Source organism: Streptomyces sp. NPDC048639 (genome assembly GCF_043199075.1).
Classification (GTDB): Bacteria; Actinomycetota; Actinomycetes; order Streptomycetales; family Streptomycetaceae; genus Streptomyces.
This window is the reverse complement of record NZ_JBICVP010000006.1, coordinates 535,137-556,939: the sequence shown is the minus strand read 5'-3', so window position 1 is coordinate 556,939 and position 21,803 is coordinate 535,137. Positions and strand designations below refer to the sequence as shown.

At 71.7% G+C, this 21,803-nt stretch carries 19 protein-coding genes; 7 read left to right on the top strand and 12 right to left on the bottom strand.

Going from position 1 to position 21,803, the window contains the following annotated elements; all coding sequences use genetic code 11:
- The first annotated feature begins 212 nt into the window (after positions 1–212).
- Positions 213–836 carry a histidine phosphatase family protein gene (locus ACGFNH_RS19735; RefSeq protein ID WP_393655325.1) on the top strand — a complete coding sequence of 208 codons (624 nt, stop codon included), beginning with the start codon at positions 213–215 and terminating at the stop codon, positions 834–836.
- A 111-nt stretch (positions 837–947) separates the two neighbouring features.
- Here ACGFNH_RS19735 and ACGFNH_RS19730 read toward each other — a convergent pair whose 3' ends face one another.
- Positions 948–1,844: an aminoglycoside phosphotransferase family protein gene (locus tag ACGFNH_RS19730; RefSeq protein WP_393655323.1), complete on the bottom strand. Its 897-nt coding sequence runs from the start codon at positions 1,842–1,844 to the stop codon at positions 948–950.
- A gap of 475 nt (positions 1,845–2,319) precedes the next feature.
- Between ACGFNH_RS19730 and ACGFNH_RS19725 the strand changes: the two genes are divergently transcribed.
- Positions 2,320–3,087 carry an ATP-grasp domain-containing protein gene (locus tag ACGFNH_RS19725; RefSeq protein WP_393655321.1) on the top strand — a complete coding sequence of 256 codons (768 nt, stop codon included), beginning with the start codon at positions 2,320–2,322 and terminating at the stop codon, positions 3,085–3,087.
- On the opposite strand, the gene ACGFNH_RS19720 is transcribed toward ACGFNH_RS19725, so the two are convergent.
- The 3 genes from ACGFNH_RS19720 to ACGFNH_RS19710 form a co-directional block, all read right to left on the bottom strand.
- The gene (locus tag ACGFNH_RS19720) at positions 3,015–4,343 is read right to left on the bottom strand and encodes a phosphotransferase (protein WP_393655319.1); all 1,329 of its coding nucleotides are present in this window, start codon (positions 4,341–4,343) and stop codon (positions 3,015–3,017) included. The genes ACGFNH_RS19725 and ACGFNH_RS19720 overlap by 73 nt on opposite strands.
- 368 nt (positions 4,344–4,711) lie before the next feature.
- A complete protein-coding gene (locus tag ACGFNH_RS19715; protein ID WP_393655317.1) occupies positions 4,712–5,404 on the bottom strand; it encodes an HAD family hydrolase in 693 nt (230 codons plus the stop codon).
- Positions 5,405–5,463: 59 nt separating this feature from the next.
- Positions 5,464–6,372: a winged helix-turn-helix domain-containing protein gene (locus ACGFNH_RS19710; RefSeq protein ID WP_393655315.1), complete on the bottom strand. Its 909-nt coding sequence runs from the start codon at positions 6,370–6,372 to the stop codon at positions 5,464–5,466.
- A 348-nt stretch (positions 6,373–6,720) separates the two neighbouring features.
- Here ACGFNH_RS19710 and ACGFNH_RS19705 point away from each other — a divergent pair, with 348 nt between their 5' ends.
- A complete protein-coding gene (locus ACGFNH_RS19705) occupies positions 6,721–6,918 on the top strand; it encodes a hypothetical protein (protein ID WP_393655313.1) in 198 nt (65 codons plus the stop codon).
- Positions 6,919–7,086: 168 nt separating this feature from the next.
- Here the strand turns inward: ACGFNH_RS19705 and ACGFNH_RS19700 are convergent, their stop codons facing one another.
- The 3 genes from ACGFNH_RS19700 to ACGFNH_RS19690 all read right to left on the bottom strand — a co-directional run bounded on the left by ACGFNH_RS19700 (position 7,087) and on the right by ACGFNH_RS19690 (position 10,201).
- A complete protein-coding gene (locus ACGFNH_RS19700; RefSeq protein ID WP_393655311.1) occupies positions 7,087–8,334 on the bottom strand; it encodes a GNAT family N-acetyltransferase in 1,248 nt (415 codons plus the stop codon).
- A 146-nt stretch (positions 8,335–8,480) separates the two neighbouring features.
- Positions 8,481–9,644, bottom strand: coding sequence for an asparaginase (locus ACGFNH_RS19695; protein WP_393655309.1), 1,164 nt, complete (start codon positions 9,642–9,644; stop codon positions 8,481–8,483).
- Positions 9,641–10,201, bottom strand: coding sequence for an ABC transporter substrate-binding protein (locus ACGFNH_RS19690; protein ID WP_393655308.1), 561 nt, complete (start codon positions 10,199–10,201; stop codon positions 9,641–9,643). The genes ACGFNH_RS19695 and ACGFNH_RS19690 overlap by 4 nt, the downstream gene beginning before the upstream one ends.
- Before the next feature lie 143 nt (positions 10,202–10,344).
- On the opposite strand from ACGFNH_RS19690, the gene dtd reads away from it, so the two are divergent.
- Entirely contained in the window at positions 10,345–10,770 is a 426-nt protein-coding gene (gene dtd / locus ACGFNH_RS19685; RefSeq protein WP_393655306.1) for a D-aminoacyl-tRNA deacylase, read from the top strand.
- Between the two features lie 144 nt (positions 10,771–10,914).
- On the opposite strand, the gene ACGFNH_RS19680 is transcribed toward dtd, so the two are convergent.
- The 5 genes from ACGFNH_RS19680 to ACGFNH_RS19660 all read right to left on the bottom strand — a co-directional run bounded on the left by ACGFNH_RS19680 (position 10,915) and on the right by ACGFNH_RS19660 (position 17,781).
- Positions 10,915–11,826 (bottom strand): carbohydrate ABC transporter permease, encoded by a 912-nt coding sequence (locus tag ACGFNH_RS19680; RefSeq protein ID WP_393655304.1) that lies wholly within the window; start codon positions 11,824–11,826, stop codon positions 10,915–10,917.
- Positions 11,823–13,205 (bottom strand): ABC transporter permease subunit, encoded by a 1,383-nt coding sequence (locus ACGFNH_RS19675; protein WP_393655302.1) that lies wholly within the window; start codon positions 13,203–13,205, stop codon positions 11,823–11,825. Before ACGFNH_RS19675 ends, ACGFNH_RS19680 begins: the two co-directional genes overlap by 4 nt.
- Positions 13,206–13,216: 11 nt before the next feature.
- Complete coding sequence (locus ACGFNH_RS19670; protein WP_393655440.1) at positions 13,217–14,569, bottom strand: ABC transporter substrate-binding protein; 1,353 nt, start codon at positions 14,567–14,569, stop codon at positions 13,217–13,219.
- An 8-nt stretch (positions 14,570–14,577) separates the two neighbouring features.
- Entirely contained in the window at positions 14,578–16,233 is a 1,656-nt protein-coding gene (locus tag ACGFNH_RS19665) for a glycoside hydrolase family 13 protein (protein ID WP_393655300.1), read from the bottom strand.
- Positions 16,234–16,506: 273 nt separating this feature from the next.
- Complete coding sequence (locus tag ACGFNH_RS19660; protein ID WP_393655298.1) at positions 16,507–17,781, bottom strand: ABC transporter substrate-binding protein; 1,275 nt, start codon at positions 17,779–17,781, stop codon at positions 16,507–16,509.
- Between the two features lie 204 nt (positions 17,782–17,985).
- Between ACGFNH_RS19660 and ACGFNH_RS19655 the strand changes: the two genes are divergently transcribed.
- The 3 genes from ACGFNH_RS19655 to ACGFNH_RS19645 are packed head-to-tail and all read left to right on the top strand — an operon-like array spanning position 17,986 to position 21,799.
- Entirely contained in the window at positions 17,986–18,492 is a 507-nt protein-coding gene (locus ACGFNH_RS19655; RefSeq protein WP_393655296.1) for a PadR family transcriptional regulator, read from the top strand.
- Positions 18,489–19,370, top strand: a complete 882-nt coding sequence (locus tag ACGFNH_RS19650; RefSeq protein ID WP_393655294.1) for an ABC transporter ATP-binding protein — start codon at positions 18,489–18,491, stop codon at positions 19,368–19,370. The genes ACGFNH_RS19655 and ACGFNH_RS19650 overlap by 4 nt, the downstream gene beginning before the upstream one ends.
- 5 nt (positions 19,371–19,375) lie before the next feature.
- Positions 19,376–21,799, top strand: coding sequence for an FtsX-like permease family protein (locus ACGFNH_RS19645; protein ID WP_393655292.1), 2,424 nt, complete (start codon positions 19,376–19,378; stop codon positions 21,797–21,799).
- Positions 21,800–21,803: the final 4 nt, after the last annotated feature.

The window sequence follows — 21,803 nt, the reverse complement described above, 5'->3', positions numbered from 1 at the left end:
TCGCGTACGGGCCGGGGGCGCGGCACCGGTCGGGCTTGCGCCGGGGCGTGCGGGGCCGGAGTGGCACGGGGCGGAACTCGGGCGGGGGTCGCTCGGGCCGGACGTATCCGGCTGACGCCGGGCACTCGGCGCTCGCCGGGGAACCTGAGCGGCGAAAGCGTCGTCCGTCCGATCGACGGCACGATCATGGAAGGCGAGGGGGAACTCGGGACATGACGGGGACCGCGACGCGCTATCTCCATCTCGCCCGGCACGGCGAGGCGTCGCCCGACGAGAGCGAGCTGACCGGGAAGGGCCGCCGTCAGGCCGTGCTGCTCGGCGAGCGGCTCCGGAACGTACCGCTGTCGGCGATCCACCACGGACCGCTGCCGCGCGCGCGGGAAACGGCCCGGCTGATCGGGGAGCAGCTCGACGGGGTTCCACTGCGGGTGTCGGAGCCCGCCGGCGACTACATCCCGTACGTACCGCGGCGTGACGAACTGCCCGCGGAATCAGCCGACTTCTTCCTCGACTTCGTCGGACGGTTCCCGGCGTACGACCGTGAGCGTGGGCCGGGTCTGGCGCGCGAAGCCGTGGCGCGCTTCACGGGCCCCGTGTCCGGTGACGAACCCCGACACGAGCTGGTCGTCACGCACAACTTCCTCATCGGCTGGCTCGTGCGCGCCGCTCTCGACGCACCGCCGTGGCGCTGGCTGGGGCTCAACCAGGCCAATGCGGCGCTGACGGTGATCCGTTACGCGCCCGGCAGGCCCGCCTCGCTCGCCTTCTTCAACGACATGGCGCACCTCCCGGACGACCTGCGCTGGACCGGCTTCCGCCCGGAGGCGCGGGCCTGACGCTCATGGTGCGGCTGTCCGTCCGCGCCGCGCGTCCGCGCCGCGCGACCGGGCCGTGCGACCGGGCCGTGCGTCCCGCGCCGCGCGACCTGACCGCGCGTCCAGGATCGATCACGTACGGCCGTGATCGGCGAGGACCTCGCCGATCACATGGCGCGCGTTGGCCGCGATCGTCGGGTTGGTGTCGCGGTAGTACGGGAGTTGGATGAGCGCCATCGACAGCGCCCAGCCGCGGCCCCGGGCCCAGGTGGCGTCATCGACCGCGAGAGCGGCGCGGAAGGCGTCCCGTTCGCCGCGCGGAAGGAGATTCCAGGCGGGGATCAGGTCGGAGGCGGGGTCGCCCACGCCCACCGTTCCGAAGTCGATGACCGCGCTGAGCCGCCCGTTCTCGACGAGCAGGTTCGCCGGCATCAGGTCGGCATGGACCCACATGGGCGGGCCGGACCACTGCGGGGCGTTCAGGGATGCCTCCCATGCCGCCGTGGCCGCATCCGTGTCGATGGTCCCCCGCAGCTCCTCCAGCGCCGACCGTGTCTCGGTGTCCTCCGTTGTCAACGGCCCTCCACGGTAGGCCGGTGGCCCGTCCGCGGGGTCGATCCGCCGGAGCGCGGCCACGAACCCGGCGAGGTCGGCGGCGAGTCCGGCGGGTTCGGTGAGGCCGCCGACGGCCGGGTGCTCGCCGTCGAGCCAGCGGTGGACGGACCAGTGCCAGGGGTAGCCCTCGGCGGGTACGCCCCTCCCCAGGACGGCGGGCACGGCGACCGGGAGGTGCGGGGCGAGCCGCGGCAGCCACCGGTGCTCGAACTCCACGTCCTTCGCGCCGCCCTCGATGCGGGGCAGGCGTACGGACATGGCGTCGCCGAGCCGGTACACCGCGTTGACCGTCCCCGACGACGGGAACGGCTCGACGGGCAGGTCGGCCCACTGCGGAAACTGCCCGGCGATCAGACGGCTTACGAGCGCGACGTCCGTCTCCGGCTCGTTTGCGTGCATCGTGCCGACGCTCATCAATACCTTCTTCGGCTTGTGGATTCGACGGTCATGGGAGCGCTTCGCGATCGTGCCCGTCAAGCGGATTTCGCCGCGGCGGGCGGTGGGCGGCGGGCGGTGGGCGGCAGCACGGCCCGATGCGTCGGTGCCGCCCCTCCGTCTCGTGTGCGCCGGCCCCACGGCCGGGTGTGCTTGTGCGGGCGCCGTACGGCCTGACGTCTCCAAGGGGCCGCCCCCGCACGGGCGGGGCCGGCGGACGACCTGGCGGCCCGTCCGGGCTCCTCGCGACCGCCCGTCACTGTCCCGAATCGCTTGTCACTGTCCCGAGGAGCGCCCTGGGAGCGGATGCGCGCGGCTGCGTAGGATCCGCACATGAGCCACGATCCGACAGCAGATCCGACCGCCGCCGCCTCGCCCGGCCCCGACGCGAAGACCGGCTTCCCGCGGATCCCGGTCCCGAAGGCATGGACTCTTCCGGCCCCGGAGTGAGCCTGTGACCCACCCCGGACTGCTGGTTCTCACCCCGCAATACACCTCTTCGGGCGCCCGGCTCGCGCAGGCAGCGGCAGAACGCGGGCTGCTCGTCGAGGAACTTCCGCCGAGCCGCCGGATCCCGGAGCCGCTGCGGGACATACGCCCGGCGCACCTTTACGGCGGACCGCGCTTCGCCGCCGCCGTGGCTCCGCAGATCGGGGCAAAACTACTGGATCCGGCCGCCCATTGGCTCGCTCGCCTGCCGTATCGTTTTGTCAGCCGGGCGATCCGCGAACTCCCGCTCTCCGCGGCCCGCGAGCTTCAGCAGCCCTTCTTCGCCAAGCCGTTGGCGGACAAGACCTTCCCCACCGACGTCTACGCCTCGGGCGTACGCCTCCCGGGCGGCCTGCCGGACGCGACCCCGGTCCAGGTGAGCGAAATCGTCACGTTCGCCGCCGAGTTCCGGCTGTTCGTCCTCGACGGCGAGATCCGCACCGGCAGCCGTTACGCCACCTTCGGCCGCCTCGACCCGGCCCCGCTCGCCTCCTGCCCGGAACACGACGACCTGCTCGACTTCGCCCACGATCTGCTGACGGCCCGCGCCCATACGCTGCCCCGCGCCTTCGTCCTGGACGTGGGCCCGATGGTGGCGGACGTCGGGGGAGAGGGGCCGTGGGCGGTGGTGGAGGCGGGTCCGGGGTGGTTCAGCCCGCTCTACGCCTCGGACGTGGACGCCGCGCTCGACGTGGTGCTGGAGTCCGTGACCCCGGCCGACGACGCGAGCTGACCAATACCCGTAGCCGCTCCGGCATCGGCCCTTGCACCGGCACCGGCACCGGCCCCGGCCCCGGCATCCGCCACGACAACGGTCATTGCCCGGGTCCCCGCCCCGGCTCCGGTATCGGCCCCGCCCTCGGCTCCGGTATCGGCCCCGGATCCCGTACGGGTACGGATCCGGCCATGAGGACGGACTCGGCCGGTCGACCATGCGCGGAACACCGCCTCGACCTCCCGCACCCCCGGCACCCCGCTCATGTCCAACGCCCGCTCCGCGCGCGCGAGTACGGGCGCGATCCGCTCGGCCGCGTCCCGCAGGTCCGCCCGCGCCGGCGCGGCGCCGAGGGTCAGCGCGGCGCGGATGACGTCCGTGCAGACGGACTGGGCCCGCTTGAAGTCGAGGTGGAGCGGGAGGTCGTTCTCCCAGCCGCTCAGGCAGGCGGGGCGGCTCGACGCGACCGCGTCGCGCCAGCGGGCGGCGGCCTCCGCCTCCTGATCCTCCGGGTATCCCATGAGGTGGAGATGGGTGGCGAGGTCGTACAACGGGTCGCCGATCGCCGCGAGTTCCCAGTCGATCGTCCAGATCCGGTCGTCGGCGTCGACGACGAAGTTCTCGCGGTGCAGATCTCCGTGGAGGAGGCAGAAGGGCCGGTGGGCGAGGCCCGTGGCCCGCTCGCGCAGCCGGTCCAGTCCGTCCGGCGGGACGCCGAGGGCGGAGAACAGCTCGCCGTACCGGGCGTTGTGGCGGCGGAGCACCTGGTGCTCGGTGAAGTGGATCAGACCGCGGAGGAAGCCGGTGGTGTCCCCGTCGGGGAGCCGAGCTTCGTCGCCGCAGCCGGGCTCCACCGTCAGTTCGCCCGGTTTGACGGCGACGAGTTGCTCGAAGAGTCGTCCCAACTGCCGCAGATACGTGGGCGGTAAGCGGGTGCCGACGGGGTGGCTCGTGCCGAGGGTGCTGCCTTCGATGAAGCCGTGGAGCGGGAAGCCCTGGCTCATGTCGATCACCGGTATGCACTGGATGCGCCCGGCGAGCGCGGCCAGGAGCCGGGTCTCGTTGCCGAACGAGCGGCGGTCGAACCAGAGGAGACCGGGCCGGGGTTCACGGAGCTTGGCGCGCCGGAAGCGGCCGCTGAGGGAGCTGGCCGGGGGGAGGGGGACCGCGTACGCCTCGTGGTGGTAGCCCTTGAGAGGGCCCTCGACCTCCTGGTCGGCCGTCAGCCAGGCGGCTTTGCGCGGGCCGGAGGGCGAGGCCGCCGTGGGAGTCATCGAGGGGCACTCTCCATGGAGTGGGAAGGAGCAGCGTAGTCCTCTTGCCCGCCATGCTGGCGCGACTAACGGCCGGTGCCTCCGCCGCTGAGGGGCGCACAGCCCCGTCAGCGCTGTCCCCGCCGGGTGCCGCTGCTCCGTCAACTGCCGCACGTGACGGTCCCGTCGGTCCCGTCGGTGCGTCGGTGCGTCGGGCCGTCGGGGGCGTCGGTACGTCGGCGCGGTGGCTTCCGGCCAGGTCCTCGGCGGTGGTGCCTACGGCATACCTTTCCGCACGTACGGCACCGGGATTCGTGCGTATGCCCTGCGCGTTCAGATCTGCGCCCTGCGCGGAGGCGCGAATGCCCTGTGCGTCGTCCTTCGCAGGCCTAGACGACGGCCACCCGGCCGAGGGCTTCGTGGATCTCTTCCATGCTGCTCACGACACGGTCCGCCCCGGCCGTCCTCAGCCGTTCCGCCTTGCGCGGGGAGTCGGCGAAGCCGATGAAGGCGGCGCCGATGGCCGCCGCGGCCCGGACGTCCGGTTCCGAGTCCCCGATCAGCAGGCCGGCGCGGGGCGCGGCTCCGAGCGCCCCGAGGGCCCGTTCGAGGACATCGGGGTGGGGCTTCATGCGCCGGTGGTCGGCGGAACGCCCGAAGACGCGGTTCTCGAAGACCGCGAGGAGACCGGTGCGGTCGAGCAGGACGCGGATGGCGTCGGCGGAGTTGTTGGACGTCACGGCCAGGGGGACGCCGAGCCGGTGCAGTTCGCGCAGGACGGCCTCGACTCCCGGCGTGGGCACCGCGCTCTCGGCAGCCGCCGCCATCTCCTGGTCGTCGAGGCACCGGCGCAGCGCCGCGTCCAGGGCGTCCCTGCGGAGCGTGCGCGGCCGGTCGCCGAGGCTGTCGAGCGCGGCGGAGTACAGGGCGAGCGGGTCGTCGGGGTTGGGCAGCACCGGGAGCAACTCGTCGTGCTCGATCAGGATCTTCTCCAGCAGCCGCGCGGTCTCCGGGGCGCGGCGCTCCAGGCCGGGACGGCGGGCGGCGTAGAAGTCGAACATGGGGCCGTCGAGGTCGAACATGACGGCCCACCTCTCGTGGACAACCGTCGAGAGAAGGGGTGTGAGGTCGGAGATCACGATCAGTCGTCGAACCTAGCGTCGTGGGCCAAATGATCCCAAAGCGAATCGAACCACCGCTGGGCGTGATCCACGAACGTCGCGTCCTGGGACACCGTCTCCGTGTCGCCACCGGTGAAGGGGAAGAGCGTCGCGCCCAGGCCCATGACGTCGAAGATCTCCAGCTTCTCCGTCCCGCCCGGGTCGTCGGCCGCTCGCACATCCACCGGCCGCTTGACCACGCGGTACATGCCGAACAACGCATGGCGGCGGTTGATGATGTAGAGCTTGGCGATCGGGGTCAGGGGCATGGTCCTGATCTCGACCGAGACGTCCTCCACCAAGTCGCGGTTGCGCAGCTCGATGATGGCGTCGCGCAGCGCGCCGGCATGCCGCTTGGTGAGCATGCGATGCCGGTCGCGCGGGCGCTCGTCGTTCGGATCGGCGACGGAGCGCGGCAGCGCGAGGTTGATGTCGGTGCTGGGCAAGAGTAGCCGCACGGCGATGCGTTGTGGCTTGATTTCTTCGCTGTGGATGCGCAGTGTCTGGGCCCGAATATGCGCGTCCATCGATTCGGCCGTGAGGGTCATCAGGTCGAGCGTGACCGTGGGTGCCTCGAACGCCTCTTCTATGTACGGCTTCAGATGCACCATCGGTGACGATGTGCCCGCATGGTGCGAGGGCCTGCGGGCCACCACGGCGCCACTGCCCTGACGGGACTCGATCCAGCCTTCGTGCTGCAGGTCCTGCAGGGCACGGCGGACCGTGTCGCGGGAGACGGCGAACCGCTGGACGAGTTCCCGCTGGGTGGGGATGCGCTGGCCGTACCGGTACTGGCCGTCGCTGATCTCCATCCGCAGCACGTCCGCAACGTGCTCGAATTTTGGGTCACTCGTGTTTGCTTCGCCCGGGGCGGAGCGGTCCTGAGTCACCTCACCACCCTACAACTGGGTCGTGCCTGTACGTAATTGGGCTGCTGGAGGTCTAGTGGGTTCTTGCTTGACCGGGTCGATGTCCGGTCACTCTCCGGAGAGTTGGTGAGGTTATGCATGCGGATGTATGGCCGTGTCGGCCTTCGCACCTACTTCCGGTCAACTGGGGCAGCCAAGTTGGCCGGTGGGTTAGTCGTTCTTCGGTGTAGGGCACAACCCTTGTAGGGCTAACCCGACTAATTTGATGGGTAGTTGATTGATCCGGTGTCTGCCCGTCTCGCCCATCCGATGGCGTATGGGTGCAGAGCTTCCAGCCGTTCGCGCACCGTCCCGAGGGAGGGACCCATCATGAACGAAACCCGGCTCGCGCCCGTCGTCGCCCTCCTCCTCGCCGTTGTCGTCGTCGGATTCGAGCAGCTCGTGCAGTGGCGGTTCGGCGCCATGGGCATCATCGGGCTGACCATGCTGGCCGTCGGCGTCAAGGCGAAGAACGTCACCTGCAGTTGCATCGGAGCAGTGGTCCTCACGATGCTGCTCGTGCACTGACCACCGTCAGCCGGTGCTGTCGCGCGACGGAGCGCAACGGCACCGGCGCCCACCGGAACGACCCGCCGGGCACTCCCCACCGGAACGACCCGCCCAGCAATCCCCATCCGGAACGACCCGCCGGGCAACCCCCATGGATGGGCAGGGCCCGCCGCCCCGCCCGCGGCGTCAGAAGACGTCCGGGCACCACGCGCGGCGGGAGGTCCGCAGCAGTGTGTCCGCCCGGACCGCCGCGCCCGCGCGTTCCTCCGTCACCCGTCCCAGTGACGCCAGCCGTACCGCCGACTCGTCGCCCAGGTAGAGCGCCCCCAACTCCCCCACGGGCAGCGTCAGATCGGCCGTCGCGGTCGTCGGCGTGCACGAGGCGCCGTCCGGGGACGCGTCCAGGCGGAAGCGGCCCCCGGCGAGCCCCGCCGCGTCGTGGACATCCAGCACCAGCGAACCCGCCGTCGGGTACGTCCGGCCCTCCAGTGCCCGCGGTACGTCCAGCAGCCGGACCCAGAGGAAGTCCGCGTGCGTCGTGATCCGTGCGGCGCGCGGGTCGGGGAGGAACAGCGGGAGGAGGTCGTCCGGCGCCCGGGAGCCCGAGAGGACCGTGGTGATCCAGTCGACCGAGAGCAGGAAGTGCCACAGCGCCCGCTCCGCCGCCGGTGTCGCCGCGATCATGCCGCGGACCTTGGCGCTGCAGTGCGGCCGCTTGGCCTCCCACCGGTTCCGGGCCGTGTAGACCAGCAGGCCGTCGATCCTGCCGTCGCCGCCCGCCGGGCGGTGGATCGCGTAGAACGGCTCCGTCCACGCATCCGAGGCGACACGGATCTCGCCCGTGCTCCGCCGCCACCAGCGCTCCGTGCGGTCCACCACGCCGTGCTGCACGGCACGCAGCCGCTCATGCAGCTCCGGGCCCAGCTTCCGCACCTCCGCGCCGTCCGTCAGATCGATGCGGCCGCCGTCGTCCGGGCCCGCCCAGCGCGGGTCGACACCGGCCCGTGCCACGTCGACCTCCCACTCGGTGGTCCACGCCGCCGGGCCGAAGCCGTACCGCCCGTAGATCGGGTACTCCGCGGCGATCAGCGTCGAGAGGACGTCGCCGCGCTCCTTGGCCGACGCTTGGTCGTTCTCCATCATCCGGCTGAGCAGTCCGCGCCGCCGGTGCGTGGGGGAGACGGTCACGTTGCTGACCGCGTTGGCCGCCACCGCGCCGCCGCCGACGACGGTGATCAGCTGGTCGAAGCTGCGGTACGTGCCGACACAGCGGCCCGCGTCGAACGCCCCCTGCGTCCGGTCGAGGTCGATTCCGGGGCGGCGCGCCTCGACCTCCTCGGCGGAGATCTCCGGCTCCTGCAGGAAGCCGGTCGCCATGGCGCGCATCCAGTCGCGCAGTTCGTGGTCGCCGACCGTCCGGACCTCGGTGCTCATGCGGCCACGCTAGGCCAGCGGGCCCGCGGTGGTCTCCCGATTTTTCCCGGCCTCGTGCGGGCCCTCGCATGAGCCCGTACCGGCGCTCGTACGGCTCCGAACCGGGCCTCCGTACCGGATGCCCTCGACGGCTCTCGTGCCCGCGGTCAGAACGCCGCGCGCACCTCTCCCGCCGGCCGGCCGCCGCCCAGCAGCGGGGCGTCTCCGATCCGGCCGAGGACCGGAGCGGAGACGCCCATCAGCCGGAGCGCCCGGGCCAGGACCGGTCCCACGGCGCGCTTGCCCCCGTCCTCGATCTTGAAGGCGAGGGCGCGGCCGTCCGCCAGCGCCACCGCCTGCACGGCCTCCGCCCCGACCTTGGCCAGAGCGCCCGGCACGCCCTGCATCAGCCAGGTGTCGATGCGGCGCGTCCCCGCCACGTACTCGGGGTGCGCCCGCATCGCGTCCGCCACGCGCCGCTCCGCGGTGCCGGGGGCGGCCAGGACATGGGAGCGGAAAGCGCGGGCGAGCCCGGTGAGGGAGAACGCCAGCAGCGGCGCTCCGCACCCGTCGACACCGACGTGGGCGACCTTCTCGCCGCTCGCCTCCTCGACCGTCTCCCGTACGAGGAGCTGGAGCGGGTGTTCCGGGTCCACATAGCCGTCCACGGACCAGCCCGCCGCGACACAGGCGGCGAGCATCGCGGCGTGCTTCCCCGAGCAGTTCATGGAGACGGGGTCGGCGGACCCGCCGGCGGCCAGATGCGCCTGCGACTCGACGGGGTCTATCGGGAGGTCCGCCGGTGTCCTGAGGGCCGCGGTCGTCAGCCCGGCCTCCGCCAGCATCGTGAGTACGAGATCCCGGTGGAACGGCTCGCCCGAGTGGCTGCCGGTGGCGAGCGCGAGCCGCTCGCCGGAGAGGTCGGCCCCGGCGCGCAGCACACCGGCCGCCTGCATGGGCTTGTTGGCGGACCGGGGGAAGACCGGGGAGACGACGTCGCCGAGCGCGAGTTCCACTTCGCCGCCGGCGCCGAGGACGACCAGGGATCCGCGGTGGAGGCTCTCGGAGAAGCCGGAGCGGATCGCCTCGGCGAGCACCGGAGCAACCGCCGCGCCGGAGTCCCGGGCCACCGCCCCGCCGGAGTCCGGGGCCACCGCCCCGCCGGAGTCCGGAGCAACCGCCCCGCCGGAGTCCGGGGCCACCGTCCGGCTGCAGTCAGGAGCCCTGCCGGAGTCAGGAGACCCCGGCACCCGCGTCGGCCCCGGAGCCGGAGCGCGCGCTTCCGCGCCCTCGGCCGCCGCCACGTCCCGTATCCGTATGCCGTCCGTCATGCCAGCAGATCATCCACCTGTGCCTCGCCGTCCCGGTACCGGCGGGCGATCTCCGCGCTGCAGCCGTCGGCCGTCCGCTGGAGCTGCTGCCGCCACCGCGACACCTGCTGCTCGCAGCGCACCAGCCGGCCCATCGCGCCGAGCAACTCCTCGTCCGTACGCGACTCCAGGTCCGACAGCTCCACCTCGGACAGCATGTCCTCGGCCAGTTGGCGGTACTTCTCGCTGTGCGGGGTGCCCAGCGTCACGTGCCGCGCCGAACGCCCGCTGCTCGGCCCGTCCGCCAGGATCTCGTGCAGCCGGTCCACCACCGGCGACTCCGGCGCAGCTCTCCGCGCCTGCTCCGCACGGAGGATGTCGATCCGGCCCTGCAGCAGCCGCCGTACGTAGCTGAGATCGGCCTCCTCCTGCTGCGACTGGCGGCGCAGCGCCCGCAGTTCGGGCAACCGCAGGGACTCCAGGTCCGGCTGCGGTGCGTCGGCCAGCGCCACCGGGGCCGTACGTTGTGTGGGCGGGCGGCTGGTGGTGGCCGCGTGGCCGGTGCCAGGTGTACTCATGCCTCATCCGTCCCCTCGTCCGGTGCGGCAGCAGGGTGCCGTGATGCGCACCGCTTGTGTTGCATCGTGCCACTATCGCCCGTGCACATGCATCGGCACCGCTGCGGATAAGACCCGGACGGACGCAGGGCATCATGGTCCGTATGCGTGCTGTGGTGCAGAGGGTCAACGGGGCGAGCGTCGTCGTCGAGGGGGAGACGGTCGGCGAGATCGTCGGTCCCGGGCTGTGTGTGCTGGTCGGGGTCACGCATGACGACACCGAGGACAAAGCGGCTCAACTGGCCCGCAAGCTCTGGTCGGTGCGCATCCTGGAGGGGGAGAAGTCCTGCTCGGACCTCGATGCGCCCCTGCTCGTGATCTCCCAGTTCACTCTCTACGGTGACGCCCGCAAGGGGCGCAGGCCCACCTGGAACGCCGCGGCTCCCGGCGAGGTCGCCGAGCCGCTCGTCGACGCGGTCGTGGCGCAGCTCAGAGCGCTGGGCGCCCACGTGGAAACGGGCCGGTTCGGAGCGGCCATGAAGGTCTCGCTCACGAACGACGGCCCGTTCACCGTGCTCGTCGAAGTCTGAGCCCGCCGGGGCCCGGCTCCCACCCCTGTGGAGCCGTCCTCGCCGCGGAGGCGGACTACGGCCGGAGGCCGGAATCCCGGAGAGCGGATCTCCGCGGGGAGAAGGGTTCCCCTGGAGATCCGCTCTCGTGCCGCTCCGTACGGCTCACTTCACCGAGCCCGCCATGACTCCCTGGACGAAGTGCCGCTGGAAGGCGAAGAACACGACCACCGGCACGATCAGGGACAGGAAGGCACCGGGCGCCAGCACGCCGATGTTGCTGCCGAACTGGCGCATTTGCGACTGCAGTGCCACCGTCAGCGGCTGCGTGCCGCTGTCGGCGAAGATCAGCGCCACCAGCATGTCGTTCCAGACCCACAGGAACTGGAAGATGGCCAGGGACGCGATGGCCGGCCTGCCGAGAGGGAGGATGAGCCGGATGAAGATCCGCCACTCGCTGCCGCCGTCCATCCGCGCGGCCTCCAGCATCTCCCGGGGGATCTCCGCGAAGTAGTTGCGGAGCAGGAAGATGGCGAACGGCAGACCGTACGCGACGTGGAAGAGGACCACGCCGGGGATGGTGCCGAAGAGGCCGACGGCGCCGAACATCTTGGCCACCGGCAGCAGGCCGACCTGGACGGGCACCACGAGCATGCCCACCACGACCAGGAAGATCCAGTCGCGGCCGGGGAACTCCAGCCAGGCGAAGGCGTATCCGGCCAGGGCCGCGACGACCACGACCGTGACCGTGGCGGGCACGGATATCGCCACCGTGTTCCAGAAGGCGCTGACGATGCCGGAGTCCTCGAGGAGGGCCGAGTAGCTGTCGAAGGACAGGTTCCCGGCCCCGGTGAGGGCGGTCCACCAGCCGCTGGTGGCGTTGTCCTCGTCCGCGCGCAGCGAGGAGAAGAACAGGCCGGCGGCCGGGGTGAGCCACAGCAGTGCGATGAGAGCCAGGCCGACCTGCACCAGGCCGCGGCCGGCTCGCTGGGCCAGCCAGGTGGCGGGGCGCCGCTTGGGCGCCGCCGTCCCGGTGTGAGGCCTGGCGGTCGTCCGGGGAGGGGCGTCGACGGTCATGACTGGCTCCTGCGGAAACGTCGGATGTTGAGGATCATGGCCGGGACGACCAGGAGCAGCAGGAGGACGCCCAGCGCGCTGCCGAGGCCCTGGTTGTTGCCGCCGCCGAAGGAGACCTGCCACATCTGGAGGGCCAGGACGTTGGCGTCCTGCTTCACGGGCCCCGGGGCGATGATGTAGACGAGGTCGAACACCTTCATCACGTTGATCACCAGGGTCACGAAGACCACGCCGAGGACAGGTGCGAGCAGCGGCACGGTGATCCGTCGGAAGATCTGCCACTCGCCCGCGCCGTCCATCCGGGCGGCCTCCAGGACGTCCCGGGGCATGGCCGCGAGTCCGGCACCGATGAGCACCATCGAGAAGCCGGTCCAGATCCACAGATAGGCACCGATGATCGCGGGGGTGATGAGGGCCGGGCCGAGCCACTCGACGCCGCCGTACGGCTCGGCGAAGTTCGCCGCGGGGAGCCGTACGGAGTAGTCGCCCGATTTCAGACCGGTGAAGCGGTACGAACCGTCGGCCGCCGTGGTGGCCTTGTCCACCACCTTGCCGTCCTGGACCGCTTCGACGGTCATGCTCGGCAGGCCCTTCTCCTTCGGGTCCACCTTTCCGGGCTTGCCGCCGCCGCCGAACGTGAAGTCGAACCAGACCACGCCCCGCAGCTCGCCCTCGGCCGCCGAGGAGGGCGTGCCGGCGGGCTTCGCGTTCTTCGGCAGCTCCTTGGGAGGCACCCCCACCAGGCCGAGGTCGACCGTGTTGCCTGGGGACGCCTTGTCCTTCGTGGTGTACGAGCCGTCCTTGCCCTTGGCGAGAACGGAGTTGTCCTTCGGGTGGGCGGAGGGGTAGGCGTGGCCCTCGTCGAAGGCGTCGTGGATGCCGACCGCCGCCGCGTTGAGCACACCCTTCTCCGGGTCGTGCTCGTACACGACGCGGAAGATGATGCCCGCGGCGAGGAAGGAGATCGCCATCGGCATGAACAGCACCAGCTTGAACGCGGTGGCCCAGCGGATCTTCTCGGTGAGCACCGCGAGGACCAGACCGATGCCGGTCAGCAGCGCGGGGGCCACCACGACCCAGATCGCGCTGTTGCGGACGGCCTTGAGCGTCGCCGGGTCCCGGAACATCTCGGCGTAGTTCTCGCCGCCGACGAACTGCGTGCCCGAGGCGTCGAAGAAGCTGCGGCCGACCGTGAACAGGATGGGGTACGCGACCAGCGCGCCGAGCAGCAGCAGGGCCGGCAGCAGGAAGACCAGGGCGATCAAACGCCGCCGCCGGGCCGCCTGCTGGCGCGGGTTGTGGGCGCCGCCCCCCTTCCGGGACGACGCCTTCGTGGTGGTGTCGGGCGGAGCGGCGCCCTTCACAGAAGTGGCAGACATGGGTAAGGCCCTCAGTTCTGGGTGTCCTTGTACGCCTTGGCGGCTGCGGCCTCGAGCTTCTCGGCCGCGCCCTGGGGGTCGGACGGGTTGCGCAGGAAGTCCTGGAGGGCCTTCCACTCGCCGGCGCCCTGGGTGCCGCCGAAGGCCGCGGGGGCCAGGTCGGACAGGTCGAACCGGACGGCGTTGCCGGCCTTGACGATCGACTCGGCGGTCTTGCGGCTGGTCTCGTCCTGGTAGGCGTCCAGGTTCAGCTTCTCGTTGGGGGAGATGAAGCCGCCGGCCTCGGCCCAGATCTTCGCCGCCTCCGGGGTGGCCATGAACTCCACCAGCTTCATGGCCGCTTCGCGGTTCTTGCCGGCCTTGAGGACCGTCGCGGCGTCGCCGCCGGCGACGATGGGGGCCTCGCCGCCCTTGACGGCGGGGAAGCCGAAGAACTTGGCGTCCTTGCCGACCTTCTTCTTGAACTCGCCGGAGACGATGCCGCCGACGAAGTCGCCCTCGTAGACCATGCCGGCCTTCGGCTCGCTGCCGAAGACGTTCTTGACGGACTCGGGGAAGTCGGTGCGCAGGGCCTCGGCGTTGCCGCCGGCGACCAGGTTCTTGTCCTTGAACAGCGTGCCGAGCGTGGTCAGAGCCTTCACCACGGAGGGGTCGGTCCACTTGATCTTGTGCTGGGCCAGCTGGTCGTACTTCTTCGGGCCCTCCTGGGAGAGGTAGATGTTCTCGAACCAGTCGGTGAGGGTCCAGCCGTCCTCACCCGCGACGGAGAACGCGGGCAGGCCCGAGTCGGCCAGGGTCTTGCCGTTCTTCAGCATGGCGTCGAAGGTCTTCGGCGGCTGAACTCCCGCCTGGGTGAAGGCTTCCGGGCTGTACCAGACCGTCGACTTGTGGGACGCCTTGAAGTACAGGCCGTAGTACTTGCCGTTGATGGTGCCGTAATCCCGCCACACCGGCGCGAAGTTGATGCCCGCCTTCTCGTAGACGGTGGCGGAGAGCGGCTGAAGCCAGTTCTTGTCGGCGAACTGCTGGAGCACACCCGGCTGCGGCACCATGACGACGTCGGGCGCGTTGCCGCCCTCGATCTTGCTGCCGATGACGGTGGAGACGTTGTCACCGGTGGAGATGAAGTTGGTCTCGGCGCCGGTCTCGTCCTCGAAGGCCTGGAGCACCTTCTTGAAGTTCTTCTGCTCGACGCCGGTCCACACGCCCGCGACCGTCACCGACTTGCCCTTGAGCTCCTGCTTGCCGTCGCCGGACGAGCCGCTGCCGCCGCAGGCGGTGGCGGTCAGGGAGAGGCCGAGGACGACGGCGCCGGTCGCCGCGAGGCGACGGTGCTTCCGGTCGCTTCTGGTGGTGCGCTTCATCGGGTGGCTCATGAAGTGGTTCCCTTCGTGGAGAGATCGCTGATCCACCAGGCAGCGGTGGAGCCGGGGAGGATTCCCGGAGGGCAGTCGCCGCTCGAGAGGAGCGGGGTCCCGGCAACGGGCGCCGGTACGGGATCGAGGCCGAAGTTGACCGCGCAGACCAGGCCGTCGCCGCGTTCGAACGCGAGGACCCCGGGCTCCGTCTCCATCCAGCGCAGCGGGCCCTCGCCGAGCTGGGGCAGGGCGCGCCGCAGGGCGAGCCCGTCGCGGTAGAGGTGCCAGAAGGAGCGGGTGTCGGACAGGGCCCGGTCGGTGGCGTGCTCGGCGAACCATTCGGGCTGCGGCAGCCACGGCCGCGCCGCGCCGTCGCCGCCCGCGGTGAAGCCGAACGGCGAGGCCTGACCGGACCAGGGCAGCGGCACGCGGCAGCCGTCGCGGACGCGCAGCCTGCTGCCGGTCCTGCGGAAGATCGGGTCGGTGAGCACGTCGTCCGGCAGGTCCACGACCTCGGGCAGTCCGAGCTCCTCGCCCTGGTAGACGTAAGCGGCGCCGGGCAGGGCCAGCATCAGCAGGGCGGCGGCGCGGGCGCGCGAGGGGCCGACGGTGGTCGACTCACCCTCGTAGCGGGTGACGGTCCTGACCTGGTCGTGGTTGTTGAGGACCCAGGTGACGGTGGAGCCGGTCCCGGCGATGTCGGTGAGCGCCTCGGAGATGGTCTTGCGGAACGCGTCGTGGTCCCAGTCGGCGCTCAACAGGTCGAAGAAGAACGCCTGGTGGAGCTCGTCCGGGCGGACGTACTCGGCGTGTTCGCGCGCCGTCGGCACCGACACCTCGCCGACCAGCAGCCGGTCGTGACCGTCGTTCGCCGTGTACTCCTCGCACACCGCCCGCCACTGGCGCCACACCTCGTGCACCTCGGGCTGGTTCCAGGCCAGCGGGTTGACCGAGTCGCGGGCGCGCTCGTCCGCCTCCGGGTCGGGAGAGTCGGGGAGTTCGGCGTTCTTGAACAGTCCGGCGGCCACGTCGATACGGAAGCCGTCGACCCCGCGGTCCAGCCAGAAGCGGAGGATCTCGTCGAAGGTGCTGGCGACCACCGGGTCGCGCCAGTTGAGGTCCGGCTGCTCCGGCGTGAACAGGTGCAGGTACCACTGGCCGGGCTCGCCGTCCGGCTCGGTGACCCGGGACCAGGCCGAGCCGCCGAACATGGCGTGCCAGTTGTTGGGCGGCAGTTCGCCGTTCTCGCCGCGCCCGTCGGCGAAGTGGAACCGCTTGCGGGCCTCGCTGCCCGGACCGTCCGCGAGCGCGGCACGGAACCAGGGGTGCTCGCTGGAGCAGTGGTTGGGGACGATGTCGATGAGGACCTTCAGCCCGAGCCGCTGGGCGTCCGCCACCAGGTGGTCGAACTCCTGCAGGTCGCCGAAGACCGGGTCCACGCCGCGGTAGTCGGCGACGTCGTAGCCGTGGTCGTGGTGCGGTGAGGGATAGAACGGGCTGAGCCAGATGCCGTCCACGCCCAGCTTTCTCAAGTACGGCAGCCCCGCGCGGACGCCGGCGAGATCGCCGATGCCGTCGCCGGTGCTGTCGAGGAAGCTGCGGACGTAGACCTGGTAGATCACCGCATCCCGCCACCAGTGCTGGGTGGCGGCGGCCGTGGCTATGTGCATTCCCGTTGACCTGTCTGTCTGGCTCGACGCGCCCCGCGATCCACTCCGCCCCGGCGCGTTATGCATTCATGTTAAGTAACTGTTTCCAGCGGGTGTCAATGAGTCTGCGAGAAAATGAGGAGTATCCCGGAGGGACTTGTCCGGGTTGAAGGGGGAATGATGAGGGAGCGTCTGTACCTAACAAGTAAGTAGTCGCTACTCAGAAGCAAGATCGCGCAATCGCGGGCGCGACACCGACGCCGACGCCCAGGGGCCGGGCGCGACGCTCAGGGCTCAGCCCCGGCGCGCGATCGCCCCGAGCTCCCGCGCCAGCCGTGCGACGGCCCGATCCGGCGTCTCCCGCTGCGCCATCGCGTCGTGCACCACGGCCTGGACGGCCAGGTTCACCTGCTCGTACCGCGGGCTCTTGGGGCGCGGCTTGGCGGCGAGCACAGCCTTCTTCAGCGTCGGCAGGTACGGGTACCGGCGCACCATGTCGGGGTCGGTGTACACATCGGCCCACACCGGCGGCAGCGCGCCCTCGGCCAGCACCCGTCGCTGGACCTTCTCGCTGGAGAGGAACGCGAGCAGGTCCGCCGCCGACTCCTTGTGCCGGGAGTTGGCGTTGACGGCCAGGTTCGATCCGCCGAGGACACCCGCGGCGGTGCCGTCCGGCCCGGGCAGCGGGACGACGCCGAACTTCCCCGCGACCTTCGAGTCCGCGCCACCGGCCAGCCGGTGGGCGTACGGCCAGTTGCGCATGAAGAGCAGCTTCCCGTCCTGGAAGGCCCGCCGGGACTCCTCCTCCTTGTACGTGAGGGCGGCCTTGGGGATCCACCCGTCCCGTACGCCGTTCGCCAGGAACGCCATGCCCTTGCGCGCGGCGTCGGAGTCGACCGTCACCCGGGCACCCTCGTCCGCGAGGAGCGAGCCGCCCGCCGACTGGACGGCCTCGATCGCGTTCACGGTCAGACCCTCGTACGGCAGGAACTGCCCCGCGTAGCCGTCCAGTCCGTACTTCGGGGCCACCGTCCGCGCCAGGCGCTCCAGCTCGCCCCAGGTGCGCGGCGGCTTCGCGCCCTCCTTGGCGAGGATGTCCTTGCGGTAGTAGAGGAGGCCCGCGTTGGTGACGTACGGCAGGGCGTGCAGCCGGCCGCCGAAGGTGGCGGTGTCCACGACGGGGGGCAGGAAGTGCTTGAGGGGGAAGCGGCCGGCCTCCAGCGGGGCGATCCACCCCGCGGCCGCGAACTCCGAGGTCCATGCGACGTCGATGTTCAGGACGTCGAAGCGGTCGCTTCCGGAGCGCAGGCTGGTGGTCATCTGGGCGCGGACCTCGTCCGCGGCCTCGGGCAGTTCGACGAGGGTGACCTTCTCGGCGGGGTGGCCGCGGTTCCAGTCGGTGAGGACACCGCGCAGATAGCTGGTCGTGTCCCTGCCGGTCACCAGAGTCATCGGGCCGCGGCCGTCGCCGTCGGCCGGTTCGCCCGCCGATGCGCCCGTGCCCGCGTAGCCCGCGAGTATCAGCGCCGCCACCAGGAGACCTCTACCCGCGGCGCGCCTCCACCGCATAGGTTCCTCCTTGGCACACGGGTGCCGGCCCGTCCTCCGCCTTACGCGCCCCTGTATACCTGTTAGGCATGCGCGATACTAGACGTCGCGGACATATACCGGGGCGATGCGGCTCACAACCTGGGACACCCCTGTTCAGCCGCCCGTATCGCCACCTAACGAGCAGGTAACAACGCAAGGCACCGGGGAGGGAGGAGGGCAAGCGTGCGTCTGCCCCTCCTGGCACTTCTCGCCAAGGGCCCCGCCCATGGCTACGAGCTCAAGCTGGCCCTTGAGAAGCTCCTGGGCGCCGCGTACCCTCAGCCGAATGTCGGGCAGATCTACGTCACCCTCAGCAGGCTCGAGAAGGCCGGGCTGATCGAGGGCCAGGAGGTCGCCCAGTCGAGCCGGCCGAACAAGCGCACCTACCAGCTCACCGACGCGGGACGTGAGGCGGTGGCCGCCTGGTTCGAGGAGCCGACCGACGAGCCCCGGGTCCGGGACGAGTTCTTCATGAAGCTCGCCATCGCCCCGGACACCGGGATGGCCGACCCGATCGCCCTGATCAACAAGCAGCGCCGCCATTACCTCAACACCATGCGTGATCTGTCGAAACTGGCCGCGGCCGAGGACCGGGACAACCCGGTCTCCCAGTTGCTCATCGAGGGCGCCATGCTCCATCTGCAGGCGGACCTCGACTGGCTGGAGCGCTGTCAGGAGGAGCTGGAATGAGCCGCGAGCCACGCGAAGCCGTGCCCGCCGAGGGGGCCGCCGCGCCCGCCGAGAACGCCGAGGGGGCCGCCGCGCCCGCCGAGGGCACCGCCGCGGCCGACGCCGGCGGCACCGCCGCCGTCGATGCCGTCATACGGGCCGAGGGCCTGGTCAAGACGCACCGGCCCGAGGGCGCCCCGGTCAAGGCCGTACGGGGTGTGGACCTGTGCGTCGAGCGCGGCGAGTTCGTCGCCGTCACCGGCCCCTCCGGCGCCGGCAAGTCCACCCTGCTCCATCTGCTCGGCGGTCTGCACCGCCCCGACAGCGGGCGCATCTGGCTCGAGGGTGAACGCGTCGACACCTACAGCGAGGCCCGCTGGGCCGTCCTGCGCCGCCGCCGCATCGGCATCGTCTTCCAGTTCTTCAACCTCGTCTCCCACCTCACCGTCGCCGACAACGTCGACCTGCCCGCCCTGCTCGCCGGAAGCTCCCCGCGCCAGGCCCGGGAGAGCCGTACCGAGCTGCTGGCCGAGCTGGGGCTCGAAGGCAAGGAGAACTCCACCCCCGGCGAGCTGTCCGGCGGTGAACAGCAGCGCGTCGCGCTCGCCCGCGCGCTGGTCAATCACCCCGGCCTGCTGCTCGCCGACGAGCCGGCGGGCAGCCTGGACAGCAAGGGCACCCGCGAGGTGCTGCGCCTGCTGACCCGCTACCACCAGCGCGGCCAGACCATCGTGCTCGTCACCCACGACGCCCGGATGGCCAGCGCCGCGGACCGTGTGATCACCCTCTTCGACGGACGCATCGCCGACGACGCCACGCTCGGCGACCCCGCGGGCCAGGGCTCCACCGGCAAGCGGCGGCCGGGCGGTGTCTCCGGCATGCTCGAGCTGAAGGGCTGAGAAGAATGCGGGCCACGGCGCGCCGCCCCCGCGGCGCCGCCCCGCGTACGGCGGGCATACGGGCCGCCGTGCACCGGCTCGTCCGGCGCGCGACCGAACCGAGGGCAGGGGCACGGGCCACCGCACGCTGGGTGCGCGCCGACCTCCGCGCACACCGCGGCGAGGCACTGTTCCTCGTCCTCGCCACGGCCGGGATCATCGTCTCGCTGCTGCTGGCCGGCGCCTTCCTCGCGTACGCCGCGAACCCCTGGCAGCGCGTCTTCACCCAGTCCACCGGCGCCCATGTCTGGCTCCAGACCAAGGGCGCCACCGACGCCGGGGCCCTGGCCGAACTCGACGGCGTCGAGGCCGTCTCCGGCCCGTTCGGTACGGCCGGGGCCACCGCGCAGCTCGGCGGCACCCGGGCCACGGTGCAGCTCCGCGCCGCCGAGTCCCAGCCGCCCGAGGTGGCCCGTCCGCTCGTCGACGCGGGCCGCTGGCTCGACACCGGCGACGAACGCGGCGGGAACGGGATCGTGCTGGAGTCCTCGCTCGCCCGCGCGCTGTGGGCCGAGCCGGGCGACGCACTGAAGGTCACCGGCACCGGCGGCGAGGTCCGTACGCTGCGTGTCACGGGCATCGCGGAGACCGCCGAAGCCCGGTACAGCCCCGGGGAGACCCCCGGCATCGCCTGGGTGCCGCCCTCGGCGCTGCACAAGGTCGAGCCCGACGGCGACCGTCGCGGCCAGACGATCGGGCTGCGCCTCGAAGAACCCGACGACACCGACTTCGCCGTCCAGCGGGCGGTCACCGAGGTCGGCGCCGACCAGGTCGCCAAGGTCTCCACCTGGCAGGGCGCGCGGGCCGACGCCGAGGGCGGCGACCGCCTTCTCGGGCTGCTGCTCGGCCTGTTCGGGATCGGGGCCCTGCTCGCCGCAGCGCTCGCCGTGGCCGGGGCGATCAGCACGCGCATCCGCGGCCACCTGCGGGACATCTCCATCCTCAAGGCCATCGGCTTCACGCCCGCCCAGCTCGTCCGCACCTTCCTCGTCGAGCATGCGGCCCTCGCCCTGCTCGGGGTTGCCCTCGGAGCGGTCCTCACCGAGACGCTCGGCCCGCACCTGCCCGGTCGCGTGGGTGAGGCGATGCGGCTGTGGCAGGCGCTGCCCGCGCACACCTGGATCCCGCTGGTGATCCCCCTCGGGGCGCTGCTCCTCATCACCGGGACCACGGGGTTGGCGGCCTGGCGCGCCGGCCGCGTCCCGCCCGTGCCCGTGGCCCACGCCGCCGTCCCCGCGGTACGGCGCATGACCGGGACCGTACGAAGGGCCCTCGGGCTGCGTCTGCCGCCCGCCCTGGTCCTGGGCTGGCGCGGCGCCTTCCACTCCCGGGCGCGCTCCTTCGCGGCGGTGGCGCGGCTGGCCGTACCCCTGCTGCTGATCACCGTCGTCCTCGGCACCTGGACGACGCTGGACCGCTTCGAGAACCACCCGGAGAAGGTCGGCATCCCGGCACCGCTCAGCGTGCGCGGCGACGGCCTGGACGACGGCTCGGTGCAGGGGATGCTGAAGGGCCGCCCGGAGGTGACCACGGCCTACCCGGGCGCCGAGGTCGAGGCGCTGGTTCCCGGCCAGACCGGCACGATCACGCTGCGCGGCCTCGGTACGGCCCGCGACCCGTACCCGTTCACCATCGCCCAGGGCCGGGCCGCCCATGGGCCCGACGAGGCGGTGGCCGGGCAGGGGCTGCTCGATCTGCTCGGCGTGGAGGTCGGCGACTGGGTCCGTATGACGGTGGAGGGCAGTCCGCAGGTGCTGCACATCGTCGGGCGCAGCATCGAGCCCGAGGACGGCGGCCGGGTCATCTCCACGTCCGTCGACACCCTGAAGGAGCGGGATCCGGCCCTGCGGCCGGGCTTCTACCATCTCGCGCTCGCGGGGGGCGCGGACCCGGCCACGGTCGGCGAGAAGCTGTCCGAGTCGCAGGGCGGGCGGCTGGACGTACGCGAAATCCCCAACCCGGCGGACGAGTTGTCGGCCGTGCGCGGCGTGCTGGCCGGGCTCGTCACGGTCCTCGCGCTGATCGGGCTGGCCGAACTGTCGACAACGATCGGCGCGGGTGTACGGGACCGGCGACGGGATCTGCTCGCCCTCAAGGCCATCGGACTGACGCCGCGCCAGATCATGGCGGTGATCGTCGCCGGGACCGGCTTCACCGCGCTGGCGGCCGCGGTGGCGGGGACCACGGCCGGTGTCCTGGCCGCGGGCTGGCTCATCGACCTCCAGGGCAGCTCCAGCGGCATCGGGGCGGGGATAGCCCAACAGCCCCCGCTCGCCGCGCTGTTGCTGCTCGGGGCAGCGGCGGTGGCGGGGGCTGTGGCGGTATCGGTGCTGCCGGCGTCGCGCGCGGTGCGCCAGCGGCTGGGGGACACGTTGAGCGACACGCTCTGAGGGG